Genomic DNA, 16,398 nt, shown 5'->3' on the forward strand with positions numbered 1-16,398 from the left:
CTCGACCGCTCAGGCGCCATGATGGCGAATTTGGGTGTGCATACTTTCGGCCACCGGGATCAGCCGTACGGACGAGGCACGTCCCGCCTGACGTGCGTGATCCTGGTGGACGGTGTACCAGGGCAGTACCGGTCCGCATCGGACCCAGTTGGGACACGTCACTTACAGCAGTTCAACGATAGCTGGGGGTAATCGTTGACCGTCATTTCCAGCCCGGCCGAGTCCGGCCGCAAGCAACACGGCGGGGGCGCCGGCGCTGAGGCGCGCCCCTCGCTGTGGCATCGGGTCAAGGAGAAGATCCCGGGCATCCTGGCGACGACGCTCACCCTGATCGCGGTGCTGTGCGCGCTGCGGGCGCTGTCCCTTCCGCTGCGGCAGAGCACCGAGGGGATCGCCGAGTTCATCGAGGTCGCCCTCGTGCCGGTCCCGCCGAACCTCGCCTACGCGGTGTTCCTCGGGCTGCTGGCCGGTGCGCTGGCCTCCCGCAAGCGGGTGGCCTTCCGGATCGCGCTCATCTACCTGGCGCTGATCGTGGTCCTGGACTACCTCGTCCTGGTCAGCCTCATCTTCGCCCCGATGACCGACGACGAGGTGAACTGGATCTACTGGTTCATCCTCCCCAACACGGTCATCATGACGCTGCTGCTGGGGCTGCTGATCGCGGCACGCGACGCGTTTCGCGCGAAGGTGCAGCCGGGGTCCTTCTACAAGGCCCTCGGCGTGCTCGGCGGAGGCCTGGCGGCGGGAATCCTGCTCGGCTGGGGCCTGGTCGAGATGTTCCCCGGCTCCCTCACCACCACCGAGAACCGCTTCCTGTGGGCGGTGGAGAAGGTGCTGGGCGGCGCCTTCCAGTTCACCGTCGCCCGCGACGGCAGCGGCCCCGGCTGGGTCAACCTCACCCTCGGCCTGTTCGGCGCCATCGCGCTGCTCCTCGCGGTCCTGGTGCTGTTCAGGTCGCAGCGCGCCAACGCCGAGCTGACCCTCCCCGACGAGGCGCGCATCCGCGCCCTCCTCGACGAGCACGGCGAGCGCGACTCCCTGGGCTACTTCGCCACCCGCCACGACAAGACGGTGCGCTTCTCCCCCAGCGGCAAGGCCGCCGTCACCTACCGCGTCGTCGCCGGGGTCAGCCTGGCCAGCGGCGACCCGATCGGCGACCCCGAGGCGTGGGGCGGCGCCATCCGCACCTGGCTGGACGAGGCCGAGGAACACGCCTGGACGCCGGCCGTCATGGGCGCCGGCGAGGAGGGCGCCAAGGCCTATGCCCGCGCGGGGCTCAGCGTCCTGCAGCTGGGCGATGAGGCGATCCTCAACGTCGGCGACTTCACCCTGGAGGGCCGCAACATGCGCGTGGTGCGCCAGGCCGCGCACCGCGTCGAGCGCGCCGGGTACACGCTGCGCGTCCGTCGGCACTCCGACATCCCGGCCGACGAGATGGAGCAGATCATCGACCGGGTCGACGCCTGGCGCGACACCGAGACCGAGCGCGGGTTCTCCATGGCGCTCGGCCGCCTCGGCGACCCCGACGACGGCCGCTGCGTGCTGGTGGAGACGCTGGGGCCGGACGGGCGCCTGGCCGCGGTGCTGTCGTTCGTCCCGTGGGGCTGCACCGGGCTGAGCCTGGACGTGATGCGCCGCGACCGCGCCGCCGACAACGGCCTCATGGAGTTCATGGTCTCCGGGCTGATGAAGCAGGCCCCGCGCCTGGGTGTGCAGCGCGTCTCGCTGAACTTCGCGGTGTTCCGCGCCGCCTTCGAGGAGGGCGCGCGGATCGGCGCCGGGCCGGTGCTGCGCGCCTGGCGCGGCCTGCTGCTGTTCTTCTCCCGCTGGTGGCAGCTGGAGGCGCTGTACCGCTCCAACGTCAAATACCGCCCAGTGTGGAACCCGCGGTTCCTGTGCTTCGCCGAGGCGCGCGACCTGGCCAAGGTCGGCCTGGCCTCCGCCATCGCCGAGGGCTTTCTGACCGCGCCGCGGCTGCCCAGCCTGCTGCGCAAGTCGGGGCATCGGCCGTCCATCGCGGCGGCCCGCTCGGTCCCGGCCGGCCAGCGCATCGCCGACCGCGGGGCGGCCGTGGCGGCGGGCGACGAGGTGGCCACCGAGTTCGACGACCGCGACCCGGTGGCCGCCGAGCGCGCCCACCTGCCCGAGCAGGTGCGGGTGCGGCTCGACAAGATCGACGCCATCCGCGGCGAGGGGCGCGACCCCTACCCGGTGGGCTTCGGCCGCACGCACACCTGTGCCGACGCCCGCGCCCTGGCCGAAGGCCTGGCGCCGGACAGCGACAGCGGCACCGAGGTGTCGGTCACCGGGCGGGTCACGCTGGTCCGCGACCACGGCGGCGTCTGCTTCGCCACCGTCTCCGACTGGAGCGGCGAGGTGCAGCTGATGCTGACCGAGCCGACCGCCGGCAAGGAGGGCATGGCGCGCTGGCGCCACGACGTCGACCTCGGCGACCACGTGGGCGTGCGCGGCACGGTGGCGACCAGCCGCCGCGGCGAGCCGTCGGTGGCCGTCACCGAGTGGCGGCTCACCGCCAAGTGCCTGCGGCCGCTGCCGGACAAGCGGCGCGGTCTGGCCGACCCCGAGGCGCGGGTGCGCCAGCGCTACCTCGACCTGACCGTGAACGACGACGCCCGCCGGACACTGCGGGCGCGGACCGCGGCGATCCTGAGCCTGCGCGAGTCGCTGGTCGGGCGCGGATTCATGGAGGTGGAGACGCCGATCCTGCAGCCGGTGCACGGCGGCGCCAACGCCCGCCCGTTCACCACCCACATCAACGCCTACGACATGGACCTCTACCTGCGCATCGCGCCGGAGCTGTTCCTCAAACGGCTGTGCGTGGGCGGTGTCGAGAAGGTCTTCGAGCTGGGCCGGACGTTCCGCAACGAGGGCGTGTCCTTCAAGCACAACCCCGAGTTCACCATGCTGGAGGCCTACCAGGCCTACGCCGACTACAACGACATGCGCCTGCTGACCCAGGACATGATCCAGAAGGCGGCGATCGCGGCCAACGGGGCGCCGGTGCTGCGGCGCCGCAACGCCGACGGGTCGATGAGCGAGATCGACATCGGCGGCGACTGGCCGGCGATCCCGATCAACGCCGCGATCTCGGAGGCCACGGGGACGGAGGTCACCGCGGACACCCCGGTCGAGGAGCTGGTCGAGCTGGCGGCGCGGCACGGCATCCCGCTGCAGGACGGGTGGAACCGGGGCGAGATCGTGCTGGAGATCTACGAGCACCTGGTGGAGGAGAAGACCGAGCGGCCCACGTTCTACATGGACTTCCCCACCGAGGTGTCCCCGCTGACCCGCCAGCACCGGGACGACCCGCGGCTGGCCGAGAAGTGGGACCTGGTGGCGTTCGGCACCGAGCTGGGCACCGCCTACTCCGAGCTGATCGACCCGGTGGAGCAGCGCAAGCGGCTCACCGCCCAGTCGTTGGCCGCCGCGGCGGGCGACCCCGAGGCGATGGAGCTGGACGAGGACTTCCTGCGCGCGCTGGAGTACGCCATGCCGCCCACGGGCGGGCTGGGGATCGGCGTCGACCGGCTGATCATGATGATCACCGGGCTGACGATCCGCGAGACCCTGCCGTTCCCGCTGGTCCGCCCGGGCGCGCGGTGAGCACCGCTGTGGCGCCCGGCGGAGCGGCGGACCGCGCACCCGGCGGCGCGTCGGGCGGGCGGACCGCCGTCCGCGTCGCCCGTGCGGCGGCCGTCGCCGCCGCCGTGGCCTACAGCCTGTGGGTGGTGGAGTTCGCGCTGCCGACGGGCATCGACCCGGGCTTGAGCTTCGTCAGCGAACTGTCGGCGGCCGACGCCCCGTTCGGCGACGTGTTCCGCGGCGCCGACCGCGCGGCGGGGGTCCTGGCGGTGGTGTGCGGGGTGATCGGCCTGGCGGTGGGTGCCGGTCGGGACCGCGCCGAAGGCGGGAAGCGGGACCTGTGGACGCCGGTCCTCTGGCTCGCGCTAATCGTCTTCGGCGCCGCGACCTTCGCCGACAGCTTCCTGCCCATGGACTGCGCCGTGTCGGCGGACGCGGCGTGCGCGGCCGCCGAGCGCGCCGGGGAACTCTCGGCGGTCCACACGGCCCACGCCTACTCCAGCTCGATCGCGGGCACGGCCGGAATCGTGGGGGTGGCCGCACTCGCCTTGCGAGAGCGGCACGGCCGCGCCTGGGCGCTCGGCTGGGTGCTGCTCGCGGTCCAGGTGGCGGCCATGGTCGCCGTCCTGGCGCTGCTCGCGGTCGGCGACGGCCAACCGGTCGACGGCTTCGGCATCGCCCAGCGCGTACAGATCGGCGCGGTGGCGGCATGGCTGCTGGCGGTCGGCCTACTGCCGGGCCCGTGGCGCCGCGCCCCGGGATCAGCCCGCAAGGCCTGAACCTCACAGCGAGGCGACCGCACCCGCCGCCGACCGGTGGCCGGGGAACCCTCCCCGGCCACCGCGAGAAAGCTGGTGACCAGGTCACCACCCGAGGTTTCCTCCGACACGCGACAGGACAGGCACACAGTGTCATCGCCCCCATACGGATCGGAGTACCGTGTCTCCTCGCGCCACCGCGGCCCTGATCGCCGCGGCCATCGCCGCCCTCGTGTTCTCGGCCGCTGCTCCGGCTAGCGCCCAGCAGTTCGTCCCCGCCCCCGAATGCCTCGCCGGCGGCGGAATAATCCTCCCCGACGTGGAAGGCAGCCCCACGGGCTTCGTCTGCCACCGCGGCGACTTCGACGGCTACTGGGTCACCTTCTTCGGCTGACCACCACCGACCGAGCCCCGGAGCCCTGCTCCCACCTCCACATCGACGTAGGGGGCGGGCGGTGTGAGCCGCCCGCCCCTGAAAAGAGCGGCCGAAGGCCGTCAACTGGTCTGAGCTAGCGCCATAAGCCCCAGAACACGGCGCCGCACAGCCGTCGGCCCGATGCTGAGCGAGGCGGCGATGGACTCGTAGCTCTCGCCGTCGCGGTGGCGAAGGAGAAGGTCGGCGTCGCTGATGCCGATGTCGCGCTTGGCGCGGCTGTTGTTCGGCCTGTCGGCGGGCCGCCGCGCCCGCAGCCGTGTCCGCTGGCGCACGGCGATGACGGTGACATTCTTCCTCCGCAGCTTGCGCCCCCGGACGTCGTTGCCCCACGGACGCGAGGGCACCTCGTGCTCGTGCCAGAGGGCGAAGAACGCCTTGCGGGCACGGGAGACCAGCGAGTAGAAGCTGCCCAGCGTGACACCGAGGGCGTCGGCGGCCTCGGCATAGTGACCATGGTCCGCGAGCGCCCGCAGGACACGGCGGTGCTGCTCGGGCAGAGCCGCCCAGATCTGGCCCAGCGCGCGGCGTTCCACGACAGCACCCTCAGGGCTGGGCACGTGCCCGGCCGCTAACGCCCAGAACCGCTCGAAGCTCGGGGTACTGGTGGAGTCGTAGCCCCAGGTACGCCCCCGGAACGAGTTGTCCTTGCGGGCGTGCTCGGTGATGGCGCTCCACCCCGCGACCTTGAGGTCGTTGCGGGTGGGAGGTGCGTCCGCTGTGTAGAGCCGCTCCGCGACGGCCGACCACGCGGTCTCCACCCGCGTGATCCAGTCCAGCCGCCCCGGCCACCGGATCGTGGCCGCGGCCAACCGCGCGATGTCATCGATATCCGCACGCGAGAAGCCATGGCGGAGAGGTTCGTGCTCGGCGTCGTTCAGCCTGGTAGACGCCGGATGAGTGGATGCCGATCCATCTCGACTACCGTGATTCATGTCAACAGTCCCGTCTGTTGGCCACGCCCCGGGGTGCCCCAAGCACCGCCGGGGTCTTTGCGTTGAGCGGCCGCCTCGGTTATGCGGAGCGCCCAAGATCCATCATTAAGCCAACAAGCTAAACTTGCAACGGTTGCAAGATAAGTAGTCCGATTTATGCATCGACACGAAGAATCTCATCGGAGTGGCTATGATCGCTGCACTTGGTCCCACGTCCAGCAGCAAGGAAGACTTGATGGCCAACGAGATCCCTGTCCGGCGGCGGCACCTGATCACCCGTCTCAAGCAGCTCCGTCTAAGCTCCGGGCTCACGCAAGACGACGTGTCAGGTGCCATGGGTTGGGACAGAGGGAAGATCCACCGCCTTGAGCAAGGCCGGTTCAAGCGGATCAATGCCGCTGACGTCGTAGCGCTCTGTGGGCTGTACAAGGCCAGCGATGAAGAGAAGGATGCCCTGGCCGAGATCGCGAAGCAGTCCCGGAAGTCCTCATGGTGGTACCGCTACAGCGACGTATTCGCCGGACCGTTCATCGGCCTTGAAGCCGAGGCGCTCACCATCGAGGGGTTCAACAACTCGCTGGTCCCCGGCCTGTTCCAGGTCCCTGAGTACATCCAGGCCCTCATCGAGCCAGCGCTTGACGTCACAGTGCCCAGGGATGAGGTGCAGACCCGAATCGATGTCCGTCTGCAGCGGCAGCGGTCTGTCCTGGACAGAAAGAACCCGCCCCACATCTGGCTGATCCTGGATGAAAGTGTCCTGCGCCGACAGGTCGGCGGGGTCGAGGTCATGCGAACTCAAGTACGTCACCTGCGAGAGATGACTGAACGGCCGACCATCGACATTCAAGTACTGCCGTTCTCAGCAGGCGCCCACGCGGCCAGCGGGTTCCAGTTCACAACGCTGGGCTTCGAGGGCTCAGATCGGGTCGTCTACATCGAGACGGATCGGGATGGCCTCTACCTAGAAGAACCCGAACAAATCCGGCGATATACGCTGGTGTTCGACCGACTCCAGGCGACAGCGATGAGCGTCGAGGATTCAGCCAGGTTCATGGATGCGGTCGTCTCCTGAGTACCCAACCCGAATAGAGGAACCATGTGCCTCACGGATGGGCCATGGCGCAAGAGCTCGTATAGCGGCAGAAACTCCAACTGTGTCGAGGTTGCCCGCTTCCGCAAGAGCAGCTACAGCGCGGCCAGCAGCAACGACTGCGTCGAAGTAGCCGAGCTCCCCCAAGGCGCCGCCATGCGCGACTCCAAGCACCCCGCCCTCGGGCACATCACCTTCCCCGCGGTCGAGTGGAACGCCTTCCTTGCCGACGTCAAGGCTGACAAGATCTAGACGCAGCTGACGCTCACTCGACGATGTCGTCCCTGGATTCCCCCCTGCTGGGAAGGATAAGACGAGGCCCGTGCCCGCAGGTTTCGAGGCCAGGTCAGCTGAGAGCGGGGGTGCGCATCAAGACGCCATGGCCACCCCCGCTCGTTCACAGTCGCCTACTTGGCGAGGTAGCGCAAGAGCACGACATCACCGATCTGTCGTACCTCTGCCAACTCCATACGCCGGTCAGAGGTATGCGGGAAGCTGCCGGGGTGAACGAAGCGAGGTGCATCGGCTTCACCGACGAAGAACGGCGCGATCACGAGATGGATCTCGTCAGCCACGCCCTCAGTGAGAAAGCGCGTGTGAATACGTCCGCCGCCTTCGACCATGAGCCGCCCGACGCCGCGTTCAACCACGTCAGACAGCAGTGGTTTCAGGTTGACGCGTTCTCCCACGTCGATCACTGTGGCGCTCCCGTCGAGCCGCTTACGCGTATCTTCGGCGACGGCAGCAGCCGCGTATACCAACTTGGGGGTATCGCCGGTGGTGAAGAAGCGCGACCGCGCGTTGAGATCTCCACTCTCCGTCAGCGTGACCTTTACCGGATGGGGCGACTTTCCCTCGTTGACACGGCTGTCCCGGCGCTGCTCCGAGCGGACCAAGAGACGCGGGTCATCCCTGCGAATCGTGTTGGCGCCGACCAGGATGGCGTCATTCTCCGCCCGGACAGCATCGACACGGTCGAAATCTTCGTCGTTGGACAGGAGAAGACGCTGGTCGCTGAGATCGTCGATGTGTCCATCGACGGACATGGCACAGCTCAGCGTGACGTATGGGCGGTCACTCATGTGATCCTTCCTGCGAGGTCGTGGTCAGACGCCGGACCAGTGGGGCAAAACCTGCGGGAGTCGCCTCCTCCAGTGCCATGAGGTCCTGATCGGTCATCCAGGATCATCCAGGCCCGTGATCCCACGTCACGCGACATCACCCGGTATGCACTGAGTGCCGCTCCCCCGCTCGTGAGTAGTGGTAGGACCTTCTTTTCCATCGAAAATGCTAGATCAACTTCGTTCTGGGTACCGTCGCCACCTCCGATAATCACTAGACCGTCGATGCCGCCGCGACGGTTAAGGGTGTGGTGGTACATCGAAATTGCTTTCACGGGAGTTGCGTGGTGTGCGGGGTGAATCGGGTGGTGTCCTCGGGTACTCCGATATGGGTGGCCCCGGAGTCGTCCCGGTAGCTCCAGCTAAAGGGGATGCCTCGGGCGGTAGCCGAATCTGGACCATCCATCAGCTGGAAGTGCAGGTGCGGTTCGGTGGAGTTCCCGGAGTTCCCGCACTCGGCGAGCTGCTGACCTGCCTGTACCCGGTCGCCCTGCGCGACCCGCACTGAGCCCCGGCGCAGGTGCGCGAAGCCCGCCACCACGCCGTCGCCTATCTCCAGCAGCACGTAGTTGCCCCAAAGGTGGCAGGGCCAGCCCAGCCCCCGGACAAAGCTCTCCAGATAGAAAAAGGCGTGAGCGGGCAGCGACGTCCGGGAGAGGTGATCTCGCATCCGGCTCGCGGTGGCCACCACCACGCCGTCGGCGGGGGCCAGCACCGGCTGGCCGAACGACGGGTAGTGCTCCGGGCGGTGCGCGAGGGGCCACACCCTCGTGAACGGCGGAGCCTCCGGGCCTTCGGTCGGCAGGTGGATCAGGTCGATCGCATAGGTCTGGGCATGGCTGTGGGTGTGGCTGGGCACCCTGGTGGCCGGGCCGTTGAGGGCGACCCAGCGCCCCTTCACCGGCATACGCACCGTTACAGGCGCTCGCCCACTCGTCGGCCGTTGCCACCGGGTCAGTGACCAGCGCATCATCCCCCCGACGATCAACAACAGGACACCGGTGATCCACAGCGGGCTCACCCCACCGCTGTTGACCAGGATGCACAGCGCGCCGGCTCCGAAGAACAGGCCGTGCCTCTTCCAGAGAATCACGCGTCTTGCCTCCCGGGTGACAGATCCGGCGCGGTACGGAAGCCGTAGTGCCGACGGAGAACCGACACGTCTGCCAGGTATCCGCACATGCCGTGCACCGACGGCTCCGGCGATGCAGCCACCGCGCACCCGGACCATCATCGCCGACGAACGGAACCGCCCGGCAGAAGCCCCAGAACCTGACGCCGCACGGCGGTCGGCCGGATGCCGATCGGCAAGCCCCCTGACCTCGGGCACATCGCCTTCCCCGCAGTCGAGTGGAACGCCTTCCTTGCCGAGGTCAAGGCTGACAAGAGCTAGACATCACTGATGCCCACTCGACGGCATCAGTCCCTGGGAGACCGTTCGCCCTGGAGGTCTCGGCGGATGCGATCGATGATCCGCAGTGCGGCGAGACCACGGGCGGCTCCGTGGGAGAGCTCGGTGAATACCCTTCGGTACGGGGCGATCGCGTCGTCATCGGTGAGGCTGAGCTCCGCGCCGATCGTCTCCACAAGGACCCTGGTGTCATCGAAGATCCAGAAACCGTGAGATGGACGCACTTCCAGCCGCCGTCCCAGGGGGATCACACCGATATCCCGTGGACGTTGCCGAAGGATTCCGCTGAGGTGGTCAAGCTGCTCGACCATGACCGGCACTGGGCACAGCCGCATCCGCAAGGCGGGTTCCCACATGACGATGTCGAAGGAGCGGCGGCGATCGTCGAGGACTCGCTGCCGCTCCATCCTGGTTCGGACCCCGTCTTCCAGATCGTCCGGGGCGTGGTGGAGGTCGACGCCGGGCCGCATGATGTGCCGGGCGTAGGCCGGAGTCTGGAGCAGACCGGGGACGCACATCGACTCGAAGATGCGAAAACGGCGGGCATCCGCTTCAAGGCCGGCGAAGGCCCGCTGTGCGGCACGCGTCCCGCCCGCCAGTTGGCGCCGCCAGCTCGCGTAGTGGGTCTCCAGGGAACGGCGCTGAGCGAGCAGGCCGTTGGCGGCCGTCGGTTGGCCGCAGGCCGCGGCCCACGATCTCAGATCCTCGGCACTGGCGGTCTGCTTGCCGTGCTCCAGCTTCGACACCTTCGACGGGTGCCAGCCCAGCCGTTCAGCGAGAGCACGCCCAGAAAGCCCGGCGTCGCCACGCAGCTCACGAAGGTGAGCGCCCAACGACGCACGGGCGGTCTGGTAGTCGGTCATTCGAACCTTGTCGCCATGTACTCCAGGTAGGTGAGCGCATGGTGCCACGCGGCGTCGCGTGCCCGCAATGCAGCCAGGAGTTCCTGGGGATCCTCGCTCAGCGTCGCCCCCAGCAGCATGTTGTCGTCGTCGAAGTGCAACCGGCAGACCGTCTTGCTGTCGAAGACCCAGAAGTCATGGTCCGGCAGCTCGGCGACGATCGGGTGTTCCCGGGGGAGGTAGCGGATGTCCTCCCCCGCCGCGTTGTTGTACGGGGTGGCCCACAGCTCCCACTTCAGGTAGTCAGAGGGCGGATTATCGATGATCCGCACCCGCTGCATGCGTTTTCCGGTGGCCGTCTCGTCCCGGACCATGCGCAGCCAGGGCTTCAGGAAGTCGATTCCGGGGTCCTTGCCCGCGAGCCACTCCTGGAAGGGCTGGTCTTCGTTGACCTTTCCGTAGTAGGTGCGGGTTTCCAGGCGCCAAGCCGTGTAGCGGTAGTTCCGGAAGAGATCGGTGAAGGCGTCACCGGTGATGTAGGGGGCCACGCTACTCCTTGGGAGCGAATCGGGTCAGCAGCTCACGGGGAACGACAACGAACTCCTCGTCTGGGAGCACGTCCTCCAGTTGTCGCCGGGCTTCGTCATCGGTCAACCGATATCCCTGGACGACAATGTCGCCAGAGTCCGTCTCGTACAAAGTGGGGCAGCCGCCGTCCTGCGATGTCGTCCCGATCTTCGTCAGCTTCATACGGCTCCTTGTACCGGGGGATTTCAGTCTGCCGGGAGTCCCGCCGGCAGTACCAGAGCTGACGGCTCCCCTTGTGAGCAATTTCGAGCAACGCCCCGGAATCCGCCGCCTACCCCTTCTACGCTCCGGGAACGAGCGCGTTGCCGCGTCCGTGGCTCCGCGTCGACACGGAAGGTGGACATCGTGCCCCAGGCCATCTACGGCACCGGAAGACGATCGCAGCGCTCGCGCCGTATGCCCGGAAATGCAGCGCCGTGCCCATCTCCCGCTCCCATCGACCCGATCAAGGAGACGAATGCCCATCGATCCGAACACCACCGCCGCCACGACCTGCGTCTTCTGCCGTATCGTCACGGGGGATGCTCCCTGTCATCCGATCTGGGAGGACGACCGCTACCTGGCGTTCTTGTCCATCTATCCCAACACCGACGGCTTCTCCGTCGTCGTGACGAAAGCACACCGGCCCAGCTACGTCGTCGACCTGGACGACGAGGACTTCGTGGGTCTGCACTTGGCGGCTCGTGAAACCGCGCGACGTTTGGACGCCGCCTACCCCGACGTCGCCCGCACAGGAATCATGTACGAGGGGTACGGCGTGGACCACGCCCACGCCAAGCTCTTCCCCATGCACGGCACGGCGGGAAACCAGGGCGAGAACTGGCGGCAGGTCAGCTCAGCCGTCGACACCTTCTTCGACAGCTACGCGGGCTACATTTCCTCGCACGACCACCTACGCGCCGACGACCAGCGACTGGCCGAAACCGCCAAGCTGATCAGGTCAGCGGAGGCCTGAGCGCAAGAGGAGAGCTCGAAAACGAAAAGGCGGACCGGGGCGGTCGGTTCCATCCGCCCGCCTCTAGGAAGACGAAGGTCTTGATGGTGCGATGGCGCAGGGAGATTCCCTTCACGGGAGTTGCGTGGTGTACGGGGTGAATCGGGCGGTGTCCTCAGGTACTCCGATATGGGTGGCTCCGGAGTCGTCCCGGTAGCTCCAGCTGAAGGGGATGCCTCGGGCGGTAGCCGAATCCGGGCCGTCCATCAGCTGGAAGTGCAGGTGCGGTTCGGTGGAGTTCCCGGAGTTCCCGCACTCGGCGATCTGCTGACCTGCCTGCACCCGGTCGCCCGGCGCGACCCGCACAGAGCCCCGGCGCAGGTGCGCGAAGCCCGCCACCACGCCGTCGCCTATCTCCAGCAGCACGTAGTTGCCCCAAAGGTGGCAGGGCCAGCCCAGCCCCCGGACAAAGCTCTCCAGATAGAAAAAGGCGTGAGCGGGCAGCGACGTCCGGGAGAGGTGATCTCGCATTCGGCTCGCGGTGGCCACCACCACGCCGTCGGCGGGGGCCAGCACCGGCTGGCCGAACGACGGGTAGTGCTCCGGGCGGTGCGCGAGGGGCCACACCCTCGTGAACGGCGGAGCCTCCGGGCCTTCGGTCGGCAGGTGGATCAGGTCGATCGCATAGGTCTGGGCATGGCTGTGGGTGTGGCTGGGCACCCTGGTGGCCGGGCCGTTGAGGGCGACCCAGCGTCCCTTCACCGGCATACGCACCGTTACAGGCGCTCGCCCGCCGGTCGGCCTTTGCCATCGGGTCAGGGACCAGCGCATCATCCCCCCGACGATCAACAGCAGGACACCGGTGATCCACAGCGGGCTCACCCCACCGTTGTTGACCAGGATGCACAGCGCGCCGGCTCCGAAGAACAGGCCGTGCCTCTTCCAGACGATCACGCGTCGTGCCTCCCGGGTGACAGATCGGGCGCTGTACGGAAGCCGTGGTGCCGACGGAGAACCGACACGTCTGCCAGGTATCCGCACATGCCGTGCACCGACGGCTCCGGCGATGCAGCCACCGCGCACCCGGACCATCATCGCCGACGAACGGAACCGCCCGGCAGAAGCCCCAGAACCTGACGCCGCACGGCGGTCGGCCGGATGCCGATCGGCAAGCCCCCTGGCCTCGGGTGCATCGTCTTGCCCACAGTCGGGTGGGACGCCTTCCTTTGCCGAGGTCAGGGCTGGCAGGATCTAGACGGCACCGACGCCCACTCGATGACATCAGCCCTGGGAGGCAGCACCGTGGAACTCATCCACTCCGGGAAGGTCCGTGACGTGTACCAGGACGGGGACGACCTGATCCTGGTCGCCTCGGATCGGGTGAGCGTCTACGACGTCGTCCTGCCCACCCCCGTGCCCGACAAGGGGAAGATCCTCACGCAGCTGTCCCTGTGGTGGTTCGAGCAGCTCGCGGACGTCGTGCCGAACCACGTGATCTCGGGGACCGACGTTCCGGCCGAGTGGGCCGGGCGGGCGATCCGGTGCCGGCGGCTGGAGATGCTCCCCGTCGAGTTCATCGCCCGGGGCTACCTGGCCGGGCTCGGTCTGAAGGAGTACGAGAAGCAGGGCACCGTGTCCGGCGTGAAGCTCCCGGAGGGCCTGGTCGAGGCGTCGCGGCTGCCCGAGCCGATCTTCACCCCGACCACCAAGGCCACCGAGGGCCACGACGAGTTCATCACCTACGCCGACGTCGTCGAGGAGATCGGCGCCGAGACGGCCGACCGGCTGCGCGAGCTGACCCTGGAGATCTACCGGCGGGGTGCGGCCGTGGCCGCCGAGCGCGGCATCATCATCGCCGACACCAAGCTGGAGTTCGGCCGCGCCGCGGACGGCACCCTCGTCCTCGGCGACGAGGTGCTGACCTCGGACTCCTCCCGGTTCTGGCCCGCCGACGAGTGGCAGCCCGGCCGGGCCCAGCACGCGCTCGACAAGCAGTTCGTCCGCGACTGGTCCAGCACCGTCACCGACTGGGACCGCACCCCGCCCGGCCCGGCGATCCCCGACGACGTCGTCGAAGCCACCCGCGCCCGCTACATCGAGGTCTACGAGCGGCTCACCGGCAGGAAGTGGGAGTGACACGGAGCATCACCGGCCTCATCTGCCGATGACCATGGGGATCCATCCGATCGTTTCCGTTTTGCCCGATTAGTTCCCATGGACATCGGCGGCGTCATCGGCGGAGGGCGCGGCTCACACGGGGCTCGTCGTGTCCTCTTACCGTTGTCTCACCCGGATGCGAAAACATGGGCCCATGACACCCTCCAGCACCGTGCTCATCGCCGACGACGACCGTGCCATCCGCGAGTCCCTGGAGCGTGCCTTGGAGCTTGAGGGGTACCGGGTGCGGACCGCCAAGGACGGGGTCGAGGCGCTGGCGTCCGTGCACGCCGAGCCGGTGGACCTGCTCGTGTTGGACGTGATGATGCCCGGCGTCGACGGCCTGGGCGTCTGCCGGGTGCTGCGGGCCGAGGGGGACCGCACGCCGATCCTCATGCTCACCGCGCGGGTCGAGACGCCCGACCGGGTCGCCGGGCTGGACGCCGGGGCCGACGACTACCTGCCCAAGCCCTTCGACCTGGACGAGCTGCTGGCGCGGCTGCGCGCGCTGCTGCGCCGGGCCGCGCCCGCGCCGGGCAATGAGGGGCCGGAGCCGCCGATCCAGGTGGGCGACCTGCGGATCGAGCCCGGCGCCCGGCGGGTGTGGCGGGCCGGCCGGGAGGTGGAGCTGTCCAAGACCGAGTTCGACCTGCTGGAGCTGCTCGCGCGCAACGCCGGGATCGTGCTCGACCACTCGACCATCTACGACCGCATCTGGGGCTACGACTTCGGCCCGGAGTCCAAGAACCTCGCGGTCTACATCAGCTACCTGCGCCGCAAGCTGGAGCCCGAGGGCGCCCCGCCGCTGATCCAGACGGTGCGCGGCGTCGGGTACACGCTGCGTCCGCGGACACCGTGATGGATACCGACAGAGACAACACGGACGGAGGCGGTGGGCGGGACGCCCGCACGCGGCGCCGCAGGTTCCCGCCGCGCGTGCTGCCGCTGAGCGAGTGGCGGCTGGTCACGCGCTTCGCCGTGTCGTTCGCGCTGGTCGCCGCGTTCGTCATCGTGCTCATCGGGTCGCTGGCCTACAACACGGCCGCCTACATGATCCGCTCCGACGCCCAGGCGGAGTTCCAGGCCACCGTCGACAGCCTCACCCAGGACCTGCGCAGTCCGTCGCTCGGCCCGCGCCCCGGCGACGGGACCGCGCTCAACTTCGTGCACTCCGACTCCTTCACCTTCCAGGTGGTCGGGCCGAGCGGGGCGATCTCGGTTCCGGTGAAAGACCGCACCGCGATCGAGGTCCTGCCGGTCCGCGCCGTCGACCGGCGGATCGCCGCCGAGCAGGACCCGGGCGTCGCCCGGACCCGGGAGGACTCCGACAACGGCGAGGAGTACCGCATCGCCACGGTCTCGCTGGGCGGCGGCACCGGCGCGATCCAGATCGGCCAGCGGCTCTCCCCCACCGAGCGGATGCTGGGCGCGATGGCCGCGCAGATGGCCGGGATCGGTGTCATCGTGCTGGTGGGCGCCGGGCTGGCCGGGTGGCTGGTGGCCGAGCGCGTCACCGGCCGCCTCAAGCGGCTCACCGAGGCCGCCGAGTACGTCAGCTCCACCGGCCGCCTCGACCTGGAAGCGCGCGGCGCCGGGCCGACCGGATCCGAGCCCGCCGGCAAGGACGAGGTGGGGCGGCTCGGCCGGGCGTTCGACGGGATGCTGTCGCGCCTGGCCGGGGCCAAGGAGGAGCAGCGCCGCCTGGTGCAGAACGCCTCGCACGAGCTGCGCACCCCGCTGACCAGCCTGCGCACCAACGTCGCCGTCATGCGCCGCTTCGATCGCCTCTCCCCCGAGGCCCGCCGACGGCTCATCGACGACCTCCAGGGGGAGACCCGCGAGCTGACGGACCTGGTGAACGAACTCGTGGAGCTGGCCACCGACACCCGGGAGGACGAGCAGCCGCGCGAGGTGGAGCTGCGTGAGATCGCCGAGAACGTGGCCGAGCGCGCCCGGCGCCGCACCGGCCGGGAGATCATCGTGGACGCCGACGCGACGGTGGTCTCCGGCCGCCCGCAGGCGCTGGAGCGTGCGCTGTCCAACCCGGTGGAGAACGCCGCCAAGTTCGACGCCGAGAGCCGCGGGCCGATCGAGATCGTGATCCGCGACGGACGGGTCGAAGTCCGCGACCGGGGACCGGGTGTCGATCCGGCGGAGCTGGCCCATATCTTCGAACGGTTCTACCGCGCTACCTCTGCGCGGGGAATGTCCGGATCCGGTCTTGGGTTGTCCATGACGGAAGACATCGCGACCGCCCACGGCGGCCATGTCTTCGCATATAACAGGGAGGGTGGCGGCGCCGTGATCGGTTTCACAGTTCCGCCGTTGCGGCGCGACAACGGGCCTGCCGACTGATCCGCGGCCCATGCGAGCGCCCACGACCGGGTAATCTCGATCTGTCCCTTATCGTCGCTCTCATCCACGGTCCGGCCGATCGCGCGCCCGACCAGGTGGAGGACGGATGGTCGCAGACCATACCGGGGGGCGAAGGGAACAGGCCGACCGGGGCAGTGGTGCCTGCACCCC

Annotated in this window: 16 protein-coding genes; 9 read left to right on the forward strand and 7 right to left on the reverse strand. The window is 68.7% G+C overall.

Annotated elements, in window-relative coordinates:
- Nucleotides 1-195: 195 nt before the first annotated feature.
- From lysX to HNR23_RS18185, 3 genes are all read left to right on the forward strand, one after another.
- A complete protein-coding gene (gene lysX, locus HNR23_RS18175) occupies nt 196-3,624 on the forward strand; it encodes a bifunctional lysylphosphatidylglycerol synthetase/lysine--tRNA ligase LysX (RefSeq protein ID WP_184077057.1) in 3,429 nt (1,142 codons plus the stop codon).
- Entirely contained in the window at nt 3,621-4,382 is a 762-nt protein-coding gene (locus HNR23_RS18180; protein WP_184077059.1) for a DUF998 domain-containing protein, read from the forward strand. The genes lysX and HNR23_RS18180 overlap by 4 nt, the downstream gene beginning before the upstream one ends.
- Before the next feature lie 160 nt (nt 4,383-4,542).
- The gene (locus HNR23_RS18185) at nt 4,543-4,755 is read left to right on the forward strand and encodes a hypothetical protein (protein WP_184077061.1); all 213 of its coding nucleotides are present in this window, start codon (nt 4,543-4,545) and stop codon (nt 4,753-4,755) included.
- 101 nt (nt 4,756-4,856) lie between these two features.
- On the opposite strand, the gene HNR23_RS18190 is transcribed toward HNR23_RS18185, so the two are convergent.
- Nucleotides 4,857-5,606, reverse strand: coding sequence for an RNA polymerase sigma factor (locus HNR23_RS18190; RefSeq protein ID WP_184077063.1), 750 nt, complete (start codon nt 5,604-5,606; stop codon nt 4,857-4,859).
- A gap of 358 nt (nt 5,607-5,964) precedes the next feature.
- Between HNR23_RS18190 and HNR23_RS18195 the strand changes: the two genes are divergently transcribed.
- Together HNR23_RS18195 and HNR23_RS18200 are read left to right on the forward strand one after the other, a co-directional pair.
- Nucleotides 5,965-6,801, forward strand: a complete 837-nt coding sequence (locus tag HNR23_RS18195; protein WP_184077065.1) for a helix-turn-helix domain-containing protein — start codon at nt 5,965-5,967, stop codon at nt 6,799-6,801.
- A gap of 24 nt (nt 6,802-6,825) precedes the next feature.
- The gene (locus HNR23_RS18200; RefSeq protein WP_184077067.1) at nt 6,826-7,071 is read left to right on the forward strand and encodes a DUF397 domain-containing protein; all 246 of its coding nucleotides are present in this window, start codon (nt 6,826-6,828) and stop codon (nt 7,069-7,071) included.
- Between the two features lie 155 nt (nt 7,072-7,226).
- Here the strand turns inward: HNR23_RS18200 and HNR23_RS18205 are convergent, their stop codons facing one another.
- The 5 genes from HNR23_RS18205 to HNR23_RS18225 form a co-directional block, all read right to left on the reverse strand.
- On the reverse strand, nt 7,227-7,901 hold the full coding sequence (locus HNR23_RS18205; RefSeq protein WP_184077069.1) for a RibD family protein: 675 nt from the start codon (nt 7,899-7,901) through the stop codon (nt 7,227-7,229).
- Between the two features lie 310 nt (nt 7,902-8,211).
- Nucleotides 8,212-9,033, reverse strand: coding sequence for a peptidoglycan DD-metalloendopeptidase family protein (locus HNR23_RS27245; RefSeq protein WP_221308164.1), 822 nt, complete (start codon nt 9,031-9,033; stop codon nt 8,212-8,214).
- A gap of 326 nt (nt 9,034-9,359) precedes the next feature.
- Entirely contained in the window at nt 9,360-10,214 is an 855-nt protein-coding gene (locus HNR23_RS18215) for a helix-turn-helix domain-containing protein (protein ID WP_184077071.1), read from the reverse strand.
- Nucleotides 10,211-10,741 carry a DUF6879 family protein gene (locus HNR23_RS18220; RefSeq protein ID WP_184077073.1) on the reverse strand — a complete coding sequence of 177 codons (531 nt, stop codon included), beginning with the start codon at nt 10,739-10,741 and terminating at the stop codon, nt 10,211-10,213. Before HNR23_RS18220 ends, HNR23_RS18215 begins: the two co-directional genes overlap by 4 nt.
- Before the next feature lies 1 nt (nt 10,742).
- Nucleotides 10,743-10,943: a hypothetical protein gene (locus HNR23_RS18225; protein WP_184077075.1), complete on the reverse strand. Its 201-nt coding sequence runs from the start codon at nt 10,941-10,943 to the stop codon at nt 10,743-10,745.
- Nucleotides 10,944-11,238: 295 nt separating this feature from the next.
- Between HNR23_RS18225 and HNR23_RS18230 the strand changes: the two genes are divergently transcribed.
- A complete protein-coding gene (locus HNR23_RS18230) occupies nt 11,239-11,736 on the forward strand; it encodes an HIT family protein (protein WP_184077077.1) in 498 nt (165 codons plus the stop codon).
- A 111-nt stretch (nt 11,737-11,847) separates the two neighbouring features.
- Here HNR23_RS18230 and HNR23_RS27250 read toward each other — a convergent pair whose 3' ends face one another.
- Nucleotides 11,848-12,669: a peptidoglycan DD-metalloendopeptidase family protein gene (locus HNR23_RS27250; protein ID WP_221308165.1), complete on the reverse strand. Its 822-nt coding sequence runs from the start codon at nt 12,667-12,669 to the stop codon at nt 11,848-11,850.
- Nucleotides 12,670-12,990: 321 nt separating this feature from the next.
- Between HNR23_RS27250 and HNR23_RS18240 the strand changes: the two genes are divergently transcribed.
- The 3 genes from HNR23_RS18240 to HNR23_RS18250 all read left to right on the forward strand — a co-directional run bounded on the left by HNR23_RS18240 (nt 12,991) and on the right by HNR23_RS18250 (nt 16,227).
- Nucleotides 12,991-13,851 (forward strand): phosphoribosylaminoimidazolesuccinocarboxamide synthase, encoded by an 861-nt coding sequence (locus HNR23_RS18240; RefSeq protein WP_221308166.1) that lies wholly within the window; start codon nt 12,991-12,993, stop codon nt 13,849-13,851.
- A gap of 175 nt (nt 13,852-14,026) precedes the next feature.
- Nucleotides 14,027-14,731: a response regulator transcription factor gene (locus tag HNR23_RS18245; protein WP_184077079.1), complete on the forward strand. Its 705-nt coding sequence runs from the start codon at nt 14,027-14,029 to the stop codon at nt 14,729-14,731.
- Nucleotides 14,731-16,227: a sensor histidine kinase gene (locus tag HNR23_RS18250; protein WP_184077081.1), complete on the forward strand. Its 1,497-nt coding sequence runs from the start codon at nt 14,731-14,733 to the stop codon at nt 16,225-16,227. The genes HNR23_RS18245 and HNR23_RS18250 overlap by 1 nt, the downstream gene beginning before the upstream one ends.
- Nucleotides 16,228-16,398 lie beyond the last annotated feature (171 nt).

The sequence above is a fragment of the Nocardiopsis mwathae genome, assembly GCF_014201195.1.
Lineage (GTDB): Bacteria > Actinomycetota > Actinomycetes > Streptosporangiales > Streptosporangiaceae > Nocardiopsis_C > Nocardiopsis_C mwathae.